Source organism: Phenylobacterium sp. (assembly GCF_035309685.1).
GTDB lineage: Bacteria > Pseudomonadota > Alphaproteobacteria > Caulobacterales > Caulobacteraceae > Phenylobacterium.
On sequence record NZ_DATGEX010000026.1, the window covers coordinates 23306 to 40377 of the forward strand.

At 70.9% G+C, this 17072-nt stretch carries 15 protein-coding genes; 5 read left to right on the forward strand and 10 right to left on the reverse strand.

The genetic code is table 11. From position 1 onward, the window contains the following. Window positions 1–5: 5 nt before the first annotated feature. On the forward strand, window positions 6–1199 hold the full coding sequence (locus VKQ35_RS08120) for an MFS transporter (protein ID WP_324360364.1): 1194 nt from the start codon (window positions 6–8) through the stop codon (window positions 1197–1199). Here VKQ35_RS08120 and VKQ35_RS08125 read toward each other — a convergent pair. The 5 genes from VKQ35_RS08125 to VKQ35_RS08145 form a co-directional block, all read right to left on the reverse strand. Continuing rightward, complete coding sequence (locus VKQ35_RS08125) at window positions 1196–2422, reverse strand: glycosyltransferase family 4 protein (RefSeq protein WP_324360366.1); 1227 nt, start codon at window positions 2420–2422, stop codon at window positions 1196–1198. The genes VKQ35_RS08120 and VKQ35_RS08125 overlap by 4 nt on opposite strands. Further along, window positions 2419–4635, reverse strand: coding sequence for a hypothetical protein (locus VKQ35_RS08130; RefSeq protein WP_324360368.1), 2217 nt, complete (start codon window positions 4633–4635; stop codon window positions 2419–2421). Before VKQ35_RS08130 ends, VKQ35_RS08125 begins: the two co-directional genes overlap by 4 nt. A 72-nt stretch (window positions 4636–4707) precedes the next feature. Beyond that, complete coding sequence (locus VKQ35_RS08135; RefSeq protein WP_324360370.1) at window positions 4708–4896, reverse strand: hypothetical protein; 189 nt, start codon at window positions 4894–4896, stop codon at window positions 4708–4710. Between the two features lie 11 nt (window positions 4897–4907). Beyond that, window positions 4908–5657, reverse strand: a complete 750-nt coding sequence (locus VKQ35_RS08140; protein ID WP_324360372.1) for an ABC transporter ATP-binding protein — start codon at window positions 5655–5657, stop codon at window positions 4908–4910. Beyond that, window positions 5654–6490, reverse strand: coding sequence for an ABC transporter permease (locus VKQ35_RS08145; RefSeq protein ID WP_324360374.1), 837 nt, complete (start codon window positions 6488–6490; stop codon window positions 5654–5656). The genes VKQ35_RS08140 and VKQ35_RS08145 overlap by 4 nt, the downstream gene beginning before the upstream one ends. Window positions 6491–6610: 120 nt before the next feature. Between VKQ35_RS08145 and VKQ35_RS08150 the strand changes: the two genes are divergently transcribed. Continuing rightward, window positions 6611–7684 (forward strand): glycosyltransferase family 2 protein, encoded by a 1074-nt coding sequence (locus tag VKQ35_RS08150; RefSeq protein WP_324360376.1) that lies wholly within the window; start codon window positions 6611–6613, stop codon window positions 7682–7684. After that, on the forward strand, window positions 7681–8049 hold the full coding sequence (locus VKQ35_RS08155) for a hypothetical protein (RefSeq protein WP_324360378.1): 369 nt from the start codon (window positions 7681–7683) through the stop codon (window positions 8047–8049). Before VKQ35_RS08150 ends, VKQ35_RS08155 begins: the two co-directional genes overlap by 4 nt. A 241-nt stretch (window positions 8050–8290) precedes the next feature. Here VKQ35_RS08155 and VKQ35_RS08160 read toward each other — a convergent pair whose 3' ends face one another. Together VKQ35_RS08160 and VKQ35_RS08165 are read right to left on the reverse strand one after the other, a co-directional pair. Then, complete coding sequence (locus VKQ35_RS08160) at window positions 8291–9031, reverse strand: PIG-L deacetylase family protein (RefSeq protein ID WP_324360380.1); 741 nt, start codon at window positions 9029–9031, stop codon at window positions 8291–8293. After that, window positions 9031–9882, reverse strand: a complete 852-nt coding sequence (locus VKQ35_RS08165) for a GNAT family N-acetyltransferase (protein WP_324360382.1) — start codon at window positions 9880–9882, stop codon at window positions 9031–9033. Before VKQ35_RS08165 ends, VKQ35_RS08160 begins: the two co-directional genes overlap by 1 nt. 89 nt (window positions 9883–9971) lie before the next feature. Between VKQ35_RS08165 and VKQ35_RS08170 the strand changes: the two genes are divergently transcribed. Then, a complete protein-coding gene (locus VKQ35_RS08170; RefSeq protein WP_324360384.1) occupies window positions 9972–11438 on the forward strand; it encodes a hypothetical protein in 1467 nt (488 codons plus the stop codon). A gap of 201 nt (window positions 11439–11639) precedes the next feature. On the opposite strand, the gene VKQ35_RS08175 is transcribed toward VKQ35_RS08170, so the two are convergent. After that, complete coding sequence (locus VKQ35_RS08175; protein ID WP_324360386.1) at window positions 11640–12395, reverse strand: hypothetical protein; 756 nt, start codon at window positions 12393–12395, stop codon at window positions 11640–11642. Window positions 12396–12478: 83 nt separating this feature from the next. On the opposite strand from VKQ35_RS08175, the gene VKQ35_RS08180 reads away from it, so the two are divergent. Next, window positions 12479–13849, forward strand: a complete 1371-nt coding sequence (locus tag VKQ35_RS08180; RefSeq protein ID WP_324360388.1) for a hypothetical protein — start codon at window positions 12479–12481, stop codon at window positions 13847–13849. Here the strand turns inward: VKQ35_RS08180 and VKQ35_RS08185 are convergent. Beyond that, window positions 13846–14979: a glycosyltransferase family 4 protein gene (locus VKQ35_RS08185; RefSeq protein ID WP_324360390.1), complete on the reverse strand. Its 1134-nt coding sequence runs from the start codon at window positions 14977–14979 to the stop codon at window positions 13846–13848. The two genes, VKQ35_RS08180 and VKQ35_RS08185, sit on opposite strands and share 4 nt — an antisense overlap. Then, window positions 14976–17072, reverse strand: coding sequence for a glycoside hydrolase family 99-like domain-containing protein (locus VKQ35_RS08190; RefSeq protein WP_324360392.1), 2097 nt, complete (start codon window positions 17070–17072; stop codon window positions 14976–14978). Before VKQ35_RS08190 ends, VKQ35_RS08185 begins: the two co-directional genes overlap by 4 nt.

The window sequence follows — 17072 nt, forward strand, 5'->3', positions numbered from 1 at the left end:
CGCCGATGCGCCCGGCGCTGACCCTGATCGCCGCGCGCGGGGTCCGAGGCTTTGGCGACGGGTTCACCGCGCTTCTGCTGCCGGTCTATCTGTCGATCCTGGGGTTCAGCGCCTTCCGGGTCGGGGTGCTGACCACCGCCACCCTGTTGGGCTCGGCGGCGCTCACGCTGGCGGTCGGGCTGGCCGGGCACCGGGTGCCGGCGCGTCGGCTGCTGTTCGGCGCCTGCGGCCTGATGGGGCTGACCGGCGTCGCCTTCTCCCAGCTTCACGCCTTCTGGCCGCTGGCGGTGGTGGGCTTCATCGGAACGCTCAATCCGTCGGGCGGCGACGTAAGCCCATTCCTGCCGCTGGAGCAGTCACTGCTGGCCCATGCCGGACCGCCCTCGCGGCGCACAGAGCTGTTCGCGCGCTACAGCGTGACCGGGACGCTGATGGGGGCGCTGGGCGCGCTCTCCGTGGGGCTGCTGGAGCCGCTGAAGGCGCTCACGGGCCTGCCACAGCTGACCCTGGTCGAAGGCGCCTTCGCGGCCTACGGCGTCCTTGGCCTGGTCTCGGCGGCGCTCTACCGGAACCTGCCGGCCCGGCCCGCCGAGGCGGAGACCGCGCGGACGCCGCTCGGGCCGTCGCGGCGCAACGTCTACGGCCTGGCGGCGCTGTTCAGCCTCGACTCGTTCGGCTCGGGTTTCATGGTCCAGTCGCTGTTCGCGCTGTGGCTCTTCCACCGTTTCGGCCTGTCGCTGGCGGTGGCCGGGGGCTTCTTCTTCTGGACCGGCGCGCTCTCGGCCGTGTCGCAGCTGGCGGCGCCCTGGCTCGCGCGGCGCATCGGCCTGATCAATACCATGGTCTTCACCCATATCCCCGCGAGCCTCTGCGTCATCGCCGCGGCCTTCGCGCCCAACGTCGAGATCGCCTTTGGCCTCCTAGTGGTGCGCGCCCTGCTCTCCAACATGGATGTGCCGGCGCGGACCTCCTACGTCATGGCGATCGTGACCCCGGCCGAGCGCGCGGCGGCGGCGGGCGTCACCAATGTGCCTCGGAGCCTCGCCTCGGCCTTCAGCCCGGCGCTCTCCGGTCTGATCTTCAGCCTGACCCCCTTCGCCTGGCCGCTGGTGATCGGCGGCTCGCTGAAGATCGCCTACGACCTGTTGCTGCTCTGGCGGTTCCAGAAGGTGCGGCCGCCGGAGGAAGCGGACCCCTAGCCCTTCTTGGCCGCCCGCGTGGCGGCCATGGCGGCGGCCTTTACCGAAGGCGGCAGGGTGGCGAACCAGGCCTGGGGCGAGAGCCGCTCGGCGACCCGGGCGCGGCCGGCGGCGCTGAGGCGCGCGCGCAGATCCGCGTCGTCCCGCAGCCGGACCAGGCCCTCGGCGGCGGCCTCAACGTCGGGCTCGGCCCAGGACTGGCCGCGATAGACGCCCTGCGGATCGGCGACCGGGGTCGGCCGCGAGGGAACCATCAGGCCGCAGGTCTCGTCCATGAAGTCCAGGACGCCGGAGAAGGCGGTCGCCACGACCGGCGTCCCCAACGCCATGGCTTCCGCCGGGGTCAGGCCGAAGCCCTCCGCGCGGTGCAGGGAGATGAGCACGTCGGCGCCGGCGATCAGGCTCTGCACCTGGTCATAGGGCCAGACCTCGTCGACGATGCGGACATTGGCCGGCGCTGTCCCGCGCAGCACGGCCAGCGCGTCGGGGAAGGCCGCGCCGTTCTGGGTCTTGAGAGTCAGCTCGCAGGCGGGATCGGTCCCGAAGGCGCGGACCCAGGCGGCGATGGCGCCCTGCGGGTTCTTGCGGGCGAGCGAGGAGTTGAAGTCGAAGACGCTGACGCCCTGGAATTTCGCGCGCCGCGGGGCGGGGGCGACGTTCGCGTAGTCCTCGATGAACAGCGGATGCGGCACCACGCGCACCGGGGCGGCGGCGCCTTCCAGGGCGTGGGCGGTGTAGGCGCTGGGCGCCCAGACCTCGTCGACGAGGGCGGCGTCGCGGCGCCAGCGGGGCGGCGCGCGCGGCAGCTCCCAGGCCCAATAGCCATAGCGTGGCCCCAGCAGTTGCGTTGGCCCGAGGCACGCCAGCGCCGCCAACAGCTCCGGCGGATTGAGGTGGAAGATCCAGGCCGAGGCGGCCACCGGCGCGGTGAGCCGGCCCTCCCAGCCGAGCTTTGCCTCCGTGACGTCGATGCGCTCCACGGGGACGCCCAGGGCCTCGAAGGCCCGCGCCGCCAGCCGCGCCGAGGCGGCGATGCCGTGCGAGCCGGCGAAATAGCCCACCACCTTGATCGGCCCTTCCGCGCCGTCCGCGCCATGCGGCTTGCGGGCGGCTGAGCGGACGTAGCTTTCCAGGGCGACGTTCAGAGCGGGCGCGGCCAGCTTGCGGGCGGGCTCCGGCAGGGCCGCGCGCCAGAGGCTGCGGGCGGCGCCGAGCAGGGTCATGCGGCTTTCACGGGCCGGAAGAGATCGCCGGCTGCGGCGGGCGCCCAGACCTCGTCGACGAAGCCGAGGCCGACGGTGTCGGCGCTGAGCGACGCGGCGGTGGCGGCGTCCCAGACGCCCACGGCGCGGCTCCAGCGGACGCCCCGGCTGTGCAGGGCGACAGCGTCGGCGGGGACCAGGTCGGGATGGGTCAGGAAGCGCACGAGGTCGGCCTGGGCCGGCGCGGCGGCCGGGCCGGAGGGGCCCAGGAACTGGCCGCCCTGCGCCTCGTAGACCAGGCGGTCGGCGGCGGCTTCCCGGGCGAGCTCGGGACCCTCCACGACCCAGAGCTCGGCGACCCGGGCGGCCGAGGCGGTCGCGCGGGCGGCGGGCTGGCGCTGGCGCACGGTCAGGCGGGCGAGCTGCATCTGCTGGTGCAGGCGGACCTTGGCGGGGAGCGCGTCGAACTCGACGCCGTATTCGGCGAGGCCCCCGCCGACCAGCCAGCGCAGGTAGCGGAACCGCTCGACCATGGAACGCAGGGGGAAGAGGCGCTGTAGATCGACCCGCGCCTCCCAGATTTCCAGGAACAGCCGGATGAACGGCGCGGGCTGGGCGGGCGCGGGCGCGAGGTACGGGGCGCGCAGGGCCTGCGTCAGGGCCGGCGGCCAGCCGGCGCGGGCGGCGACGCCGAAGCCGGCGGAGAGGCGGCGCTTGAGGTCGTTGGCGCCGGGTTCGGCGAGGCGGGCGGCGGCCAGCAGGGGCGCTGGATTTCTGGCTAAGTCATTGATAATACTGGCAGGAAGTAGGTCCGGGGCGAAGCGGCCGGCGGCGGCCTCGGCGCCAAGGCACCAGGCGATCAGGCCGGCGGTGTCGTCCTCGAACCGGGCGCGCAGGTCGCGGCGGGCGGCGAGCAGGGCCTTGGCGGCGCGGGGTGGGCCGTCGGCCGAGGGTTCGCGCAGCCAGTCCAGGGCGCCGGAGGCGGGGCCGCGCCAGGGCGGTTCGTCCCACACGCTGGTGTCGACCTCGCGCGTTCCGCTGCGCCAGGCCGTCAGCAGCGCCTCGGCGGCGGAGCCGGAGATGGCGTCGGCGCCCAAGGTCGTCGCGTGCTCGGCGAAAAACTGATGGAAGCCCAGGCGGCCGGCCTCGTGGTCGAGCTGGAAGCCGGTGGGGATGTCGCGCCAGACCTGGTCCATGGTGCGGGTGATGTCGGGCAGGCCGGCGAGCGCGGCCTCGGGGTCCGGCGCATCGACCCAGGCCTCGACCGCGGCGGTGAGGCCGCCGGAGAAGTCCTTGCCGTCGCGGGCGGCGCGCAGCGCGCGACGGCGCATGGCCGGCGTGATCGGCCGCCCCGAGGGGAACTTCAGGTGGGCGTAGGGGACGGCGCGGCTGGTCTCGTGGCCGTTCCGCAGCATGGCCGCGGCGTAGTCGGCCAGCAGCTCGGCGAGCGGCGAGCCCGGCGCGACCCGCACCCGGTCCTGATGTTTCGACAGCACGTCGGGTCGAGAGGGATCGAAACCGGAGAAGTGGAAGAAGGCCAGCGGCTCGCCATCGACGGTCCAACCGGCGGGCGTCTTGGCGAGCGTTCGGCCTTCGAGGTTCCAGTAGGCGAGGTTCAGGGTCGGCGTCCGGAGCACCGCCAGGCTGTCGACGAAGCCGGGCGCCAGGTCCATCCAGCGCTGATCGGTGAAGAGGCCGTTGGCCAGGTCGACACGGCAGTCGAACTCGCAGCGGTCGGCCCACCAGGCCATCAGGTCGACGACCTTCGGCTCGGCGCGCGCGGCGCAGAAGCCCAGGTTGTAGGAGCCGGACCGCAGGATCGCGTGGTCGTTGGGCATGGCCGAGCCGAGCAGCGGCCGGGTCAGGTGTGGGGTGAGCGCGAGCTGCGCGTCGCTGAGGCCCTGGCGCACCGCGTCCAGCGGGCGAAAAACCACGATGTCCGGGTCGAGGTAGGTGGCCGAGGTCACACCGGGCTCGGTAAGCATCTTGAAGAAGACGTAGGGCTTCACCGCCGTGTTGAGCTCGAGCGCGTCGTAATAGACGCTCATGGCGGCGTAGGGCGCGCCGAACCTGCGCGCGTCGACCACCCTGGCCAACGGTTCCAGCGCGGGGATCGGGCCGTCGGTGGCCACCACCACGCGCCGCGCCTCGGGCTCATGGACCGCCACGCTCTCCATCAGGGTCGCGGCCTGGGCGGCGTAGTTGCGCGAGACGATGGTGAAGATGACGTCCAAGTCTGGTCCTGCCGGCCCCGCGGGTGGGGCTTCCGTCTATCAGGCGGAGGGTTTGCGCCGCAATGCGGGCCTCTAGGTCTCGTCCGGCCCGAGCCTGGCGAGCGCGTCCTCGACGTCCTGCAACTCTTCCAGGAGCTGTTCTTTCAAGCCCGGCTGATAGCCGAACCGGATGCCGCCGACCGCCATGATCTCGACCTGCCGTTCCAGCTTTGCACGCGCTTCAAGGAGCTGCTGCTTCAGGCTGGGTTCGGAGCGTGACATCCGCGAAGTCCTCAGGCGGCCAACAGCTCGTCGAGCTTCTTGATGTCGGTGACCGGGGAGGCGACGCCGCCCTCCAGCCGCATGACCTTGTTGCAGTAGAGCCGCAGCAGTTCCACGTCGTGGCTGGCCAGCACCAGGATGCCGGCCCGCTCCACCAGCTTCAGCAGCCGCTTGTGGGCGATCTTCTGGAAGTCGGCGTCGCCGACCGCGATCCATTCGTCCATCAGCAGAACGTCGGCCTCGACGGCGGTGGCGGCGGCGAAGGCGAGCCTGGCCTGCATGCCCGCCGAATAGGTCTTCACCGGCATTTCCAGGAAGGGCCCCAGGCCCGAGAACTCGGCGATCTCCGGCAGGCGCTCGTCCACCTGCTTGGCCGAGAGCCCGGCGATACGGCCGCGCAGGCGGATGTTGTCCATGCCGGTGGCGGTCGGGTCGATGCCGAGGTTGAGGTCGAGCAGGGCGGCGATATGGCCCTGCACCTCGATCTCGCCTTCGTCGGGTTCGTAGGCCCCGGAGAGCGCCCGCAAGAGCGTGGTCTTGCCCGAGCCGTTGTGGCCGATCAGGCCCAGGCGGTCGCCGGCCTTCAGCTCCAGGTTCAGCTTGGAAAGCGCGGTGACGTCGGTCGAGCCGTGATGGCGGCCGAGCTTGCCGCCGACGGTGATCTTGGCCAGGTGCTTCTTCAGCGACTTGGCGTCGACCCCATAGACCGGGAACCGCAGCGTCAGGTCGCGGCAGGAGATGGAAACGGGCGGCGCCTTCATAGGTAATGCACGATCCGCCGGCGGGTGTTGCTGAACAGGCTGAAGGTCAGCCCCCAGCCCACCACCGCCATGCCGGCCAGGAACAGATAGGTGTGCGGCGCCACGCCCTTGCCGAGCAGCGGCGCGCGCACCGCCTCCAGCAGGTGGTAGAAGGGGTTCAGGTCGAGGATCAGGTGGTAGCGCTCCGGGATGCGGTCGGGCAGCCAGAACACCGGCGTCATGATCGCCGCGGCCTGGGTGATCGACTGGACGATCTGCGGGATGTCGCGGAAGCGCGCCGAGATGATCCCGACCAGCAGCGAGATCCAGGCGATGTTGGCCACCAGGAAGAAAAGGCCCAGGAGCGCGATCGGATAGTTCGCGCTCTGCCAGTAGCCGAAATAGACCAGCACGCCCAAGACGATGACCAGGTGGTGGGCCAGGTAGATCAGGTTCCGCATCACCGTGCGCCAGACGAAGGTCAGCATCGGCAGCGCGGTCTGCGACAGCATGCCGGCGGCGCCCACGAAGGTCTCGCAGCCCTCGTTGATCGTGGTGGTCACCGTGCCGAAGAAGACGATGCCGACGGCGACGAAGGGAATGAAGGTCTGCACCGGCACCCGGAACAGCTCGCCCCAGAGCACGCCGATGCCCAGGATCATCAGGCCCATGGAGAGCGTGATCCACAGCGGGCCCAGGATCGAGCCGCGATAGCGCGAGACCACGTCGTGCCAGGCCAGCGACCAGGCGAGATCGATGCGTTCGCCGGACGCGCGCAGGTCCCGCAAGGCCATCTGGACTTCGAACAGCGGACCTTGCCGTCCGGTCCGCAGCATGTGGGTGGCCGTGTCCATGGATTCCCGAAAGGGGCCTCTCCCGACGAAGGCGCGCTGGTAACAGGCTGATTCCAGGCGCGCAAGCGCGTCACCATAGCCCGCTTTGCACCTGTGCGGCCTTCCGTGTTAGCCGGGCGTATGGCGACCCTCGACAAGACCGCGCCCGGCGGCTCGAAGCCCATCGAGGAGCGGCGGCGGATGCTGCGCGCGCTCGACCCGACGCTGGAGGGCGCGGGCGTGTGGCTGGTGGTCCCCTGCTACAAGGTCAAGGCGCACATCCTCGATGTCATCGCCAAGACCCCGGCCTGGGTCGACGGCATCGTCTGCGTCGACGACGCCTGCCCGGAGGGCTCGGGCGCCTTCATCGAGCAGAACGCCAAGGACCCGCGCGTGGTGGTGGTGAAGCTGCCGCAGAACCGCGGGGTCGGCGGCGCCACCATGGCCGGCTACCGCGAGGCGATCGCGCGCGGCGGCCAGGTGCTGGTCAAGGTCGACGGCGACGACCAGATGGACCTGGGCTACATGGCCCACCTGGTCGCGCCGATCCTGCTGGGCGAGGCCGACTACGCCAAGGGCAACCGCTTCACCTCGATCAGCCACCTGACGACCATGCCGCCGGTGCGGGTGTTCGGAAACGCCGCCCTGAGCTTCGCCGCCAAGCTCTCCACCGGCTACTGGAACATCTTCGACCCGACCAACGGGTATACGGCCATCGAGGGCCAGGTGGCCCGCATGGCGATCGAGAAGCGGGTCAGCCAACGCTTCTTCTTCGAGACCGACCTGCTCTATCACCTGAGCACGCTGCGCGCGGTGGTGCGCGACGTGCCGATGCCGGCGCGCTATGGCGGCGAGGTCTCGAACCTGCGGATCGGGGCGATCGTCGGGCCCTTCGCGCTGAAGCACATCAAGAACTTCTTCCAGCGGGCGCTCGGGCAGTATTTCGTGCGCGACTTCAACGCCGCCAGCCTGGAGATGGTCTTCGGCCTGTTCTTCCTGCTGTTCGGGATCGGCTACGGCGCCCACTACATGAGCGTGAAGCACACCACCGCCGCCTCGGCCGGCGTGGTCATGGCCGCCGCGCTGCCGATCATGCTGGGGGCGCAGCTTTTGATGCAGGCGCTGAACTTCGACGTGCTCAACGTGCCGAGCCGGCCGATCCACCCCTATCTGCGCACCATCGCGCGGATGGAAGCCGAGGAGAGCGCGACTTGAACGTCAAAGACATCGCGCTCTGCGCCGGCTTCTCGCTGGCGCTGCCCATCGGCCAGACGCTGTTCAAGTTCGCAGCGGTGAACAACGCGCGCCTGCAGGGGCCGCTTTTGGTGAAGCTGGTGACCAACGTTCCGCTGATCGGGGCCTTCGCCTGGTACGGCCTCACCGCGCTCTTCTGGTTCTACATCCTGACGCGGGTGCCGCTGAGCCTCGCCTACGCCTTTTCCATCGTGGGCTCGGGCCTGGTGCCGCTGGTCGCCTGGCTGGTGTTCAAGGAGCCGCTCGATTGGCGCTTCGCCATCGGCTACCTGCTGATGCTGGCGGGCTTTGCGGTGATCATGCAGGGGCAGAGAGCGGTGGGCTAGGAGGTCCGCGCAGCGGGCAGTCCCTTTTCAAACCACCAAGAGCACCAAGAACACCAAGGCGACACGAAGACCTCAAAGACCACGAAGACCACGAAGGGGCCGGCGGAAGTTGCGGCGCTGAGACAGGCAGGGCGTCTTCGTGGTCTTCGTGCCCTTGGTGATCTTGGTGTTGAAGGACTGAGCCTCCGCTGCCGCGGAGTCTCAAGGAAGAGGGCCGTTGGGTTCCTGAAAGTAGAGTCGCCTAGCTGCGCAGCGCCAGGAAGGCGTCCGCGGCGGCGCGGACCTCTTCGTAGGGCACGCCGAACATCCGCTCGTAGAGCAGGACGCCTTCGTGCGGCCGTTCGCGGACCCGGGCCGGATCGAGCCGCTGGACCCCGAAGCCGCGGGTGCAGTAGGTCCAGAACATGGTCGGCCAGAGGCCCAGCCAGGCGCGCTGCAGGATGAAGAACCGGACCGCGAGCATCCAGCGGAAGAGGCCGCCGGCGCCCAGCTTGAAGCGCCGCACGGGCCCGTTGTGGGCGAGCGGCCGGCCGCCGTGGAACAGCGGCGCCGGCAGGCCCTGGCCGTTGTAGAGGCTGATCATCTCGACGGGGACGCCGCGCGCGGCGGCGAGCTCGGAGGCCAGCAGCGCGCACATGTCGTGGTCCATGTGGCCGCCTTCCCAGGCCGGGCAGACGATCCGCTCCACCTCGACGCCCTGGAGCGCGGCCTCCAACGCCGCGTAGGCCGAGGGAAGCGACTTGTGCAGGGCGCCGTCGACCGCGCCGGATTGCTGGCCGATGTGGACGGCGCGGCTGGGGTCGACGCCCAGCCAGGTCAGGAAACGGCGGCTCTCGGCGTGCCGGTGCGCGCGGACGGTCTCGCTCGGATAGTCGACGACGTAGACGAACAGCTGGTCCTGGCCCGCGGCCCGCGCCTCGTCGATCAGCGGCAGGCTGCAGTACTCGTCGTCGAAGTGGGCGAGGACGTAGAGGACGGTCATCAGTAGGGATCGAAATCGAGGAAGTTGATGGCCGCCGCGCCGGGCTTGAGCGTCTCCGGAGCCGCGGCGCTGAGCGCGCGCCAGATCAGGTTGAGCGGCGAGGGGCGCAGGCGGTCGGGGATCGGCAGGAAGCCCTGGCGGGCGAGGCTCATGCGGGGCTCAAGGCCGAGGAACAGGGTGGCGGCCAGGGGCGCCGCGCCGACGGCCGCGAGTTCGCCGCTGTAGGGCAGGAAGGCGCCGCAGCGGACGAACGGCAGATGGGTCCTGGCCCAGACGCAGGTCAGGCCGCCCCGCCGCGCGGTCACGTACTGGCCGTCGGGGTTGGCGAGGCGCCAGGCCAGGAGGTCCTCGCGCCAGGCGCCCTGATACTGGACGGCGGCCGGTTCGAACCGGCTGGGGACGCTGGCGAGCAGGCCCGCGTGCAGGCGCCCGGCGTCCTGGAAGCCGAGCTTGCGGAGGAATCCCGGCGTCGAATTGGCGTTGGCGACGCCGATGACGAAGCCGTAGCCGGCGTCGCGCCCCAGACCGTAGGCGTGCTCGGCGAGGCGCGTGAACAGGCCCCGGCCCTGATAGTCCGGATGGGTGGCGGTGTTCAGCGAGACCAGGCCCCGCACCAGCTCGCCGTCGATCCGCGCCTCCAGCGGACAGGCGACGTAGTGGGCCGCCAGCCGCTCGCCGTCCCAGGCGTCGGCGCCGATCACCGCGCCGGCGGGGTTGTCGCGGTAGCGCCAGGCGAGCGCGGCGGGGTTGAACTTGCCGGTGACGAAGGTGGCGTTCAGCAGGGCGCTATAGGCGTCGAGCAGGTCCGGCGTTGTCCCGGCCGGCCGGATGGCGAGCGCCTGGGCGGTCATGGCGGCAACTCACCATGATTGGCCGACCCCGCCAAGCGGCGGCGCTTTTTGCGCTTCTCTTCGGCGGGGGCGCACCGTACCACCTTGCCATGGCTGGGGATTCAGAACCGCGAAGCGGTGGGCGGCGAAGCGGGGGCTTCACCATCGAGATCAAGGTCAACGTCGGCGCGCGCACCGCGTTTCGCGCGGTGCTGGCCGCGGGCCTGCTGGTCATGCTGGGCGCGAACCTGCCGGGGCACCTCTCCTACGACTCGGTGGCGCAGCTCTATGAGGGGCATTTCCATATCCGCGAGACCTGGGGCCCGGCGCTCTACGCCTGGGTGCTGGGCTTCTTCGACGGCTTCATCCCCGGGACCTCGCTCTATGTGACGGTGAGCGCGGCGCTGTTCTTCGGCGCGCTCGCGGCGCTCACCGGGCTTCGCCCCAAGACCAGCTGGTGGGCGGTCCCGGTGGCGGCGGCCGCCGTGCTCACCCCGCAGCTGATGATCTACCAGGGCATCGTCTGGAAGGACGTGATGTTCGCCAACTGCGCGGTGGCGGGCTTCGTGCTGGTGGCCTGGGCCGGCCAGGTGTGGCCAAGACGCGGCCTGCGCTGGGCGCTCCTGATCACCGCCCTGGTGCTGATGGCGGCCGGGGCCCAGGTCCGCCAGAACGGCGTCATCGCCGGCGGTTTCGCGGCCCTGGCGCTTGGGTGGATCGCCGCTTTCGACGACACGCAAACGACCGCCAGAGGCCGCTGGCGGCGCGGGCTCACCTGGGCGATCGGCGCGCTCGTCGCCCTGGTGGTCGTGGGCCAACTGGAGACCACGCTCTCCGAGCCCCCCAAGGCGCCCAGGGACACCGCGCTCGGCACAGGCTTAAGGATCGTCGAGAGCTTCGACGTGATCGGGGCCATGGCGCTGGATCCGACCTACCGCGTCGACCAGCTCAGCGCCGCCAACCCGGCCGCCGCGGCCATCGTCAGGTCGCGGGCCAAGGCCGACTATTCCGGCCGCCGGGTGGATTTCGTCGACCGCGATCCGGCCATCCAGGCGGGCCTGAACCTGATCAGCGACAAGGCCTTCGCCGCCCAGTGGCGCGACCTGGTGTTCAGGCATCCCGGGCTCTATCTGCGGGTGCGGGTCGAGGACTTCCGCTGGGTGTTCAGCCCTCCGGTGGTCGACTGGTGCCTGCCGATCTACGTCGGCGTCGACGCGCCCGCCGAGAAGATGGCGCCGCTGGGGATGCAGCATCGCTACGTGCAGTCCGACGTGATGCTCTACAACTACGCCAGCTGGTTCCTCGACACGCCGGTCTACAGCCACGTGTTCTACACCGGCCTGTCGCTGGTGCTGGGGGTGCTGCTGCTCTGGCGGCGGCAGGGCGCCGACGTGACCATGGCGGCGATGCAGTTCGCCGCGGCGGCCTTCGCGGCGAGCTTCTTCATCATCTCGATCGCCTGCGACTACCGCTATCTCTACTTCACCGACGTCGCCGCCATCGCCGGCCTGATCTACGCCGCGCTGGACCCGCCGACGCCCTGGCGGCGGGAAAGGCCGACGCACACGATCCACTAGGGTGAAAACGCGATCACCGCTGCGCTTCTTTTTTGATCGTCATCCCCCGGCTTGTCCGGGGGACCCATGAACACCGGGCGCGCGCGGTAAGCGCTGCGGCGCCGCTGCGTCCTATCCGTCGACGCGGAGATCATGGGTGGCCCGGACAAGCCGGGCCATGACGTTATTTAATAAATTCAATTATCTGAATGGGTCCGAACCCTAGCCGAACCGCGCGTCCCATTCGGCGGCGAGGTCGAGGCGGGGCTTCGAGGCGGCGAGGAAGCGGTAGAGCGAGAGCTGGCGGCCGAGGCCGAAGCTCTTCACCTCGACCTCCTCGAAGAGGGCGCGGACCAGGGTTTCGATCTCACGAGCGTCGTTGACGTGCTCGTGGGCCATGAGCAGGCCGTAGTCGAGGCCGTGGCGCAGGCGGAACTCCAGGCCGGTGGTGAACATCCAGCCGACCTTCCAGAGGAAGCCGCCCTCGCTGGGAATCGCGGCGCGCAAGGTCCCGTCGGGGGTGAGCAGGCGCGCCGCCCGGGCCAGCACGAACGGCAGGTCGCAGATGTGCTCGAGCGAGGCCACGCTGGTGACCCGCGCATAGCGCCGGCTCGCCGGGATCTGGCGGATGTCGGCGTAGTGGTCGCGCACGCCGCCGATCAGCGGCGAGCCCTGGAACAGCGCCTCGAACGGCTCGACGATGTCATAGGCGCCGCCCGCCGGCTCATAGGCGAGCTGGTTGAGCGTGCCCGCGCCGAGCTCGAGCGTTGCGCCGGGGGTCGCGGCGCCCCGCACATCGGCGGCGACCTGGCGGTGCAGCCAGCTTTCCAGCTTTTGCGAAAGGGACGCGGCCGGGGTCTCGCCGCCGCGGTTCTGCAGGTACTGCTGGGTGTAGATCGCCGCCAGCTTGGGCGGCAGCGCCGGACGGGTCTTGGGGAATCGGGCAAGCCGGGCCGCAAGGTCGCGCGCGCCGCTCATCCAGGCTCCTCCGTCTCGTTTCCCTTGCGCCGCAGCCTTAGCGGCCTTTTACCTGTGAGGCGAGGTGGGGAGCGAGGCGGGTTTTGACTGAGGTGATTCGGCCAGAGGGCGAGAGCCGCGCGGGTGGGGCGTTCCGCTGGGCGATGTTCGGCGGCCTGCTGCTGAGCCTCGCGGCCAATGCGCCCGGCCAGATGTCCTACGATTCGGTGATCTCGCTGGTCGAGGCCAGGACCGACACCCGCCAGACCTGGGCGCCGGTGGTCTCCTCCTGGGTCTTGAAACCCTTCGACCATCTGGTGGCGGGCACCGGGCTCTATGTGACGGCCTCGGCGGCGCTCCTGTTTTTCAGCCTGATGTCGCTGACCAGGCTTCGGCCGCGCGCGACCTGGTGGGCGGTGGCGCTGGGCGTGCTGGTGGTGCTGACGCCGCAGTTCCTGATCTACCAGGGCATCGTCTGGCGCGACGTGCTGTTCGCCAACCTGTCGGTGGCCGGCTTCATCCTGCTGGCGCACGCCGCGCAGCGTTGGGCGGAGAAGCCGACCTGGGCGATCGCCGGCGCGGTCGCCTGCCTGGCGCTGGCGGCGCTGGCGCGGCAGAACGGGCTGATCCTGGCGGTGGCCGGCGCGGGCGTCTTCGCCTGGACGGTGCGCGGCGGCGGCTGGCGGCGCAGCCTGCGCTGGGGCCTGGGCGCGTTCGCCGCCATGGTCGCCGTGGCGCTCATCTGGAACCATGTGGCCCAGCCGGCCCAGACCTCTCCGGCGCTCAAGGCCGACCTCGGCATGGAGGTCCTCGAGCACTACGACATCGTCGGCGCCAAGGCGCACCACCCGACGCTCAAGCTGAAGGAGATCGCCAAGGCCGATCCGGCCGCCGCGGCGCTGATCGAGGGCAAGGCCACCGCCTATTACGATGCGAGCCGGGTCGACAGCCTCGATAACGACGTGAAGTTCCGCTACGCCCTGTGGCACGTGCCCTATCCGGCGATGGACGCCCAGTGGCGCCGCATCATGCTGCACTATCCGGCGGCCTATGCGCTGCAGCGGCTGGACGTCTTCCGCTGGGTCTTCCTGACCCCGAAGCTGGAGCTCTGCCTGCCGGTCCAGGCCGGCGTCATGGGGCCGGACAACCTCTTGCGCGACCTCGACATCCAGAGCGGGGTCAGCCCGCAGGCCAAGGGCGTCGAGGCCTACGCCAAGCGGTTCTACGGCACGCCGATCCTGTCGCACCTGACCTGGGCGGTGGTGGCGACGGGGCTGATCGTGCTGCTGCTGCGCCGGCGCGAGGCGGCCGACTGGGCGTTCATCGGCCTCTTGACCGGATCGCTGCTGTTCGCGGCGAGCTTCGCGGTGATCTCGGTCGCCTGCGACTACCGCTACCTCTACCTGCTCGACCTGGCCGCCATGGTCAGCCTGCTCTACGTGGCGCTGGACCCGCCGCGCTGGCGCAGGGCCTAGGCCCGGCCGATGGCGGCGAGGCGCTCGAGGTAGCGGCGGCCAAGCGCTGCGGTGGAGTAGTGTTCGGCGATGAAGGCCTTGGCGCGGGCCCCCATGGCGCGAGCCTGCGCGGGTTCGTCCAGCAGCTGTTCCAGCAGGCGGGAGGCGTGCTCCGGCGAGGCCGCGGCCCACATCTGCCCCTCGCCGTGCGGATAGGCGCCAGGGGCCACCGGGACCAGCTCGTAGTCGACCAGCAGGCCGGTTCCCTCCGGCATGAAGTCGAGGTTGCCGGAATAGCCGGTGGCGATGGCCGGGCGGCCCATGGCCATGGCTTCCGCCATGCCGCGCCCAAAGCCTTCCGAGCGATGCAGGGAGACGAACACGTCGGCTGCGCGGACCAGGTTCTTGATCTCGTTGTCGGAGAGGTCGCCGTAGATCGCCTGGGCGCGCGGCCCGAGCGCCGCCAGCCGGGCCTCCAGCGCGTCCTGGGCCCAATTTCCATCAAGAGGGGCCATGTCATGGCCGCCGCGCGACTTGATCACGCAGTGGATGCGAGCGTCGGGGCGGCGCGCGGCCAGGCGCTCGAAGGCCTCCAGCACCGCGCCCGGATTCTTGCGGTCGGCGAAGGAGGCGAAGTCGAAGAAGAACACCGCGACGAAGGCCTCCTCCGGAATCCCGAAATGCCGGCGGCCGAGGAAGGAGGACAGTTTCAGGTCGACCGGGAGCGGCATGCGGTGGACGGGCCTGGTCACCGCCTCCTGCAGGGCCGCCTGGACGAAGGCGGACGGCGCCCAGATCTCGTCGAAGCGGTCCAGCACCTTGGCCCAGGCCTTGGGGTAGTGGGCCAGCTCCCAGGCGGGGTAGGCGATGTTGTAGCCGCGGGCGAAGGCCGCCTCGCCGACCTTGGCGATGACGCGTTCGGCCTCGTCGCCGTTGACGCCGAACAGGTTCACGCCCTCGCCGAGCGTCGTGACCAGATGCGGGGCGAAGTCGCGCTCCAGGTCCGGGTCGTAGCCGCGGTTGGCGTCGGCGACGTCGAGCAGACGCGGCGTGATCCCAGCCGACTGGAAGGCGCGGAAGGTGGAGCGCGCGTGCTCGGCCATGCCGGTCGGCTGGAAGGGGTAGCCGACGATGGTGACCTCAGGGCTCACGCGAGCAGGTCCGCGTCGGCGGCGTTGGCGACGGCCTCCAGCCAGCCGTGGCCGAAGCGCAGGTCGGGGCTGAGGGCGGCGCCGGTCTCCCAGTCGTTCCAGGCGTGGACGAAGACCAGGCGATGGTCGGCCGGGCGGCCGCGCACGGCGTCGCCGGCGGCCTGCAGCCAGGCCTGCAGCGCGCCGGGACTGGCGCCCTGCCAGACCCTGGGCGCGTCCTGTGACGTGGGCGTGGTGTCGTGGGCGGCGACGACCAGCGGGATGGCGCCGGCCCTCAAGGGCTGGGCGATCCGCTCGCCGATCAGGGTGAGCGCGTCATGGATGAGGCCGCGGAAGTCCGGGTTGATCACTGGGCCGGGCGGGCCCTCCGGGGCGCGGGGCTCGGCCCCGTCGCTCAGATGCGCGTCGAAACCGGCGACGGGCGCGCCGCCGCGCTGGATCAGGAAGAGCTGGCCGGTCTTGCGCCAGGCGGCCAAGTCAGCGTCGGCCGGCAGCAGCAGGACGGACCGGCCCTCGACGCGGATCGCGTGCGGCGCGCCCAGCGCGGGAAGCGCCCGCGCCGCGCCGCCGGTCCAGGCCAGGCAGAAGGGGAATTTGGCGGAGGCCATGGCCGCGGCCGCCTCTAGGCTGGCGACCTCGTGGCAGAAGCCGCCCAGGCCATAGCGTTGCGCCAGCGCCACGTCGCGGGCGAGGCTCGCCGGATCGGAGGGGTCGGTGAAGCCGTCGGCGGGCAGGCGCGGCTGCAGGTGGCCGCGGAAATTGGGCAGGGCGCGGGCGACGGCGACCCAGTCGGGTGCGGCGGCGCGGCGGATGGCGATGACCCGCACCGGCTCGCGCGGCCCCGCCTCGCCGCGCGGCTGGCGCAGGGCCTCGAAGGCGTCGTTGTCATAGGCCGCCGGGTCCGGGTCCGACGCGCGGCGCAGGTCCTCGAACAGGGCCTCGGCGGAGACCACCCGGCCGGCGGGCGCGCCGGGGAGCGGCCGCTGCGTGCGCTGGCGGGTCCAGTGCTCCAGGCCGCTCAGGCCCGTCGCGGCGGCGTCGGGGTGGGCGGCGAAATAGCCGGCCTCGTCGAAGTCCGGCGCCGGCCACAGGCCTTCGTAGGTTCCGAGCGTCAGGTAGTGCTGCAGCGGGTTGGCGTGGGCCAGCGGCCGGTCGCCCGCCTGTTCCAGATAATAGGCCGGGTTGAAGTGCGGCGTCGGGCTCTTCTTCGCCCGCGCCCCGGCGGCCAGGTAGTCGACGAGCGCGTCGCCCCGCGTCCCGCCGTGGCGCTGGCGGCGATAGTGGACCGTCTCGAACAGCGGATGCGGGTCCAGCCCTTCGGCGGCGCCGGTGGTCACGTAGTGCAGCAGGGGCGCGACGCCGGCGGCTTGGGCGTGGGGATTGCGCTCCAGGTACCAGGCGCCGGCGAACAGCGGATGCGGCTCCAGCCCTTCGCGCCAACCGGCGCGCAAATAGTGGATCAGCGGGTTCTCGCCACTCGCCGCCAACTCGTCCGACTGGCCGACGTAGTGGCGGACGTCGAAGAGGGGATGCGGGTTTGCGCCCGCCGCCGCGCCTTCGAAGAGGAAGTGTTCAAGCGCCGTCATTCGCTTGGTGCTCATCAGCGCCCCTTGGCGGGCGCGATAAGCCGGTGCGTCGAGTAACGGATGAGGGCTGAGGTTATGGCCGTCGCCGACCACGAGATAGTGCGCCAGCGGCGCCCACTGACTGCCAGCCAGAGCCGGCGCGCGATCCAAGTACCAGCATTGATCGAAGAGGGCCCGAGGCTGGAACGAGGCGTTCGGCCCGGCAGCCACATAGTCGTAGAGGGATGCGGTCGGACCGGGGATCGAGCCGAGGCTCGTTTCGATTCGCTCGTTCCAGACGTTGCGCGCCTTCAGAAGGAGCATCCGCCCAGGGCTCTTAGCCCGCGCCAGCACATTGTTGAACATGACCCCACGGCTGACGACCCGCGAACGCTCAATCGGGCGCTGGTAGCGTTTGCGGTTGGCGGCCTGAAAGGCCTTCCAGCGGTCTTCGCCGCGCTGAACCTCGGCCTCGCGGGCGGCGCGGCGCTGTTCGATGAACGCGGCGGGATCGGCGGGCTTGGCCAC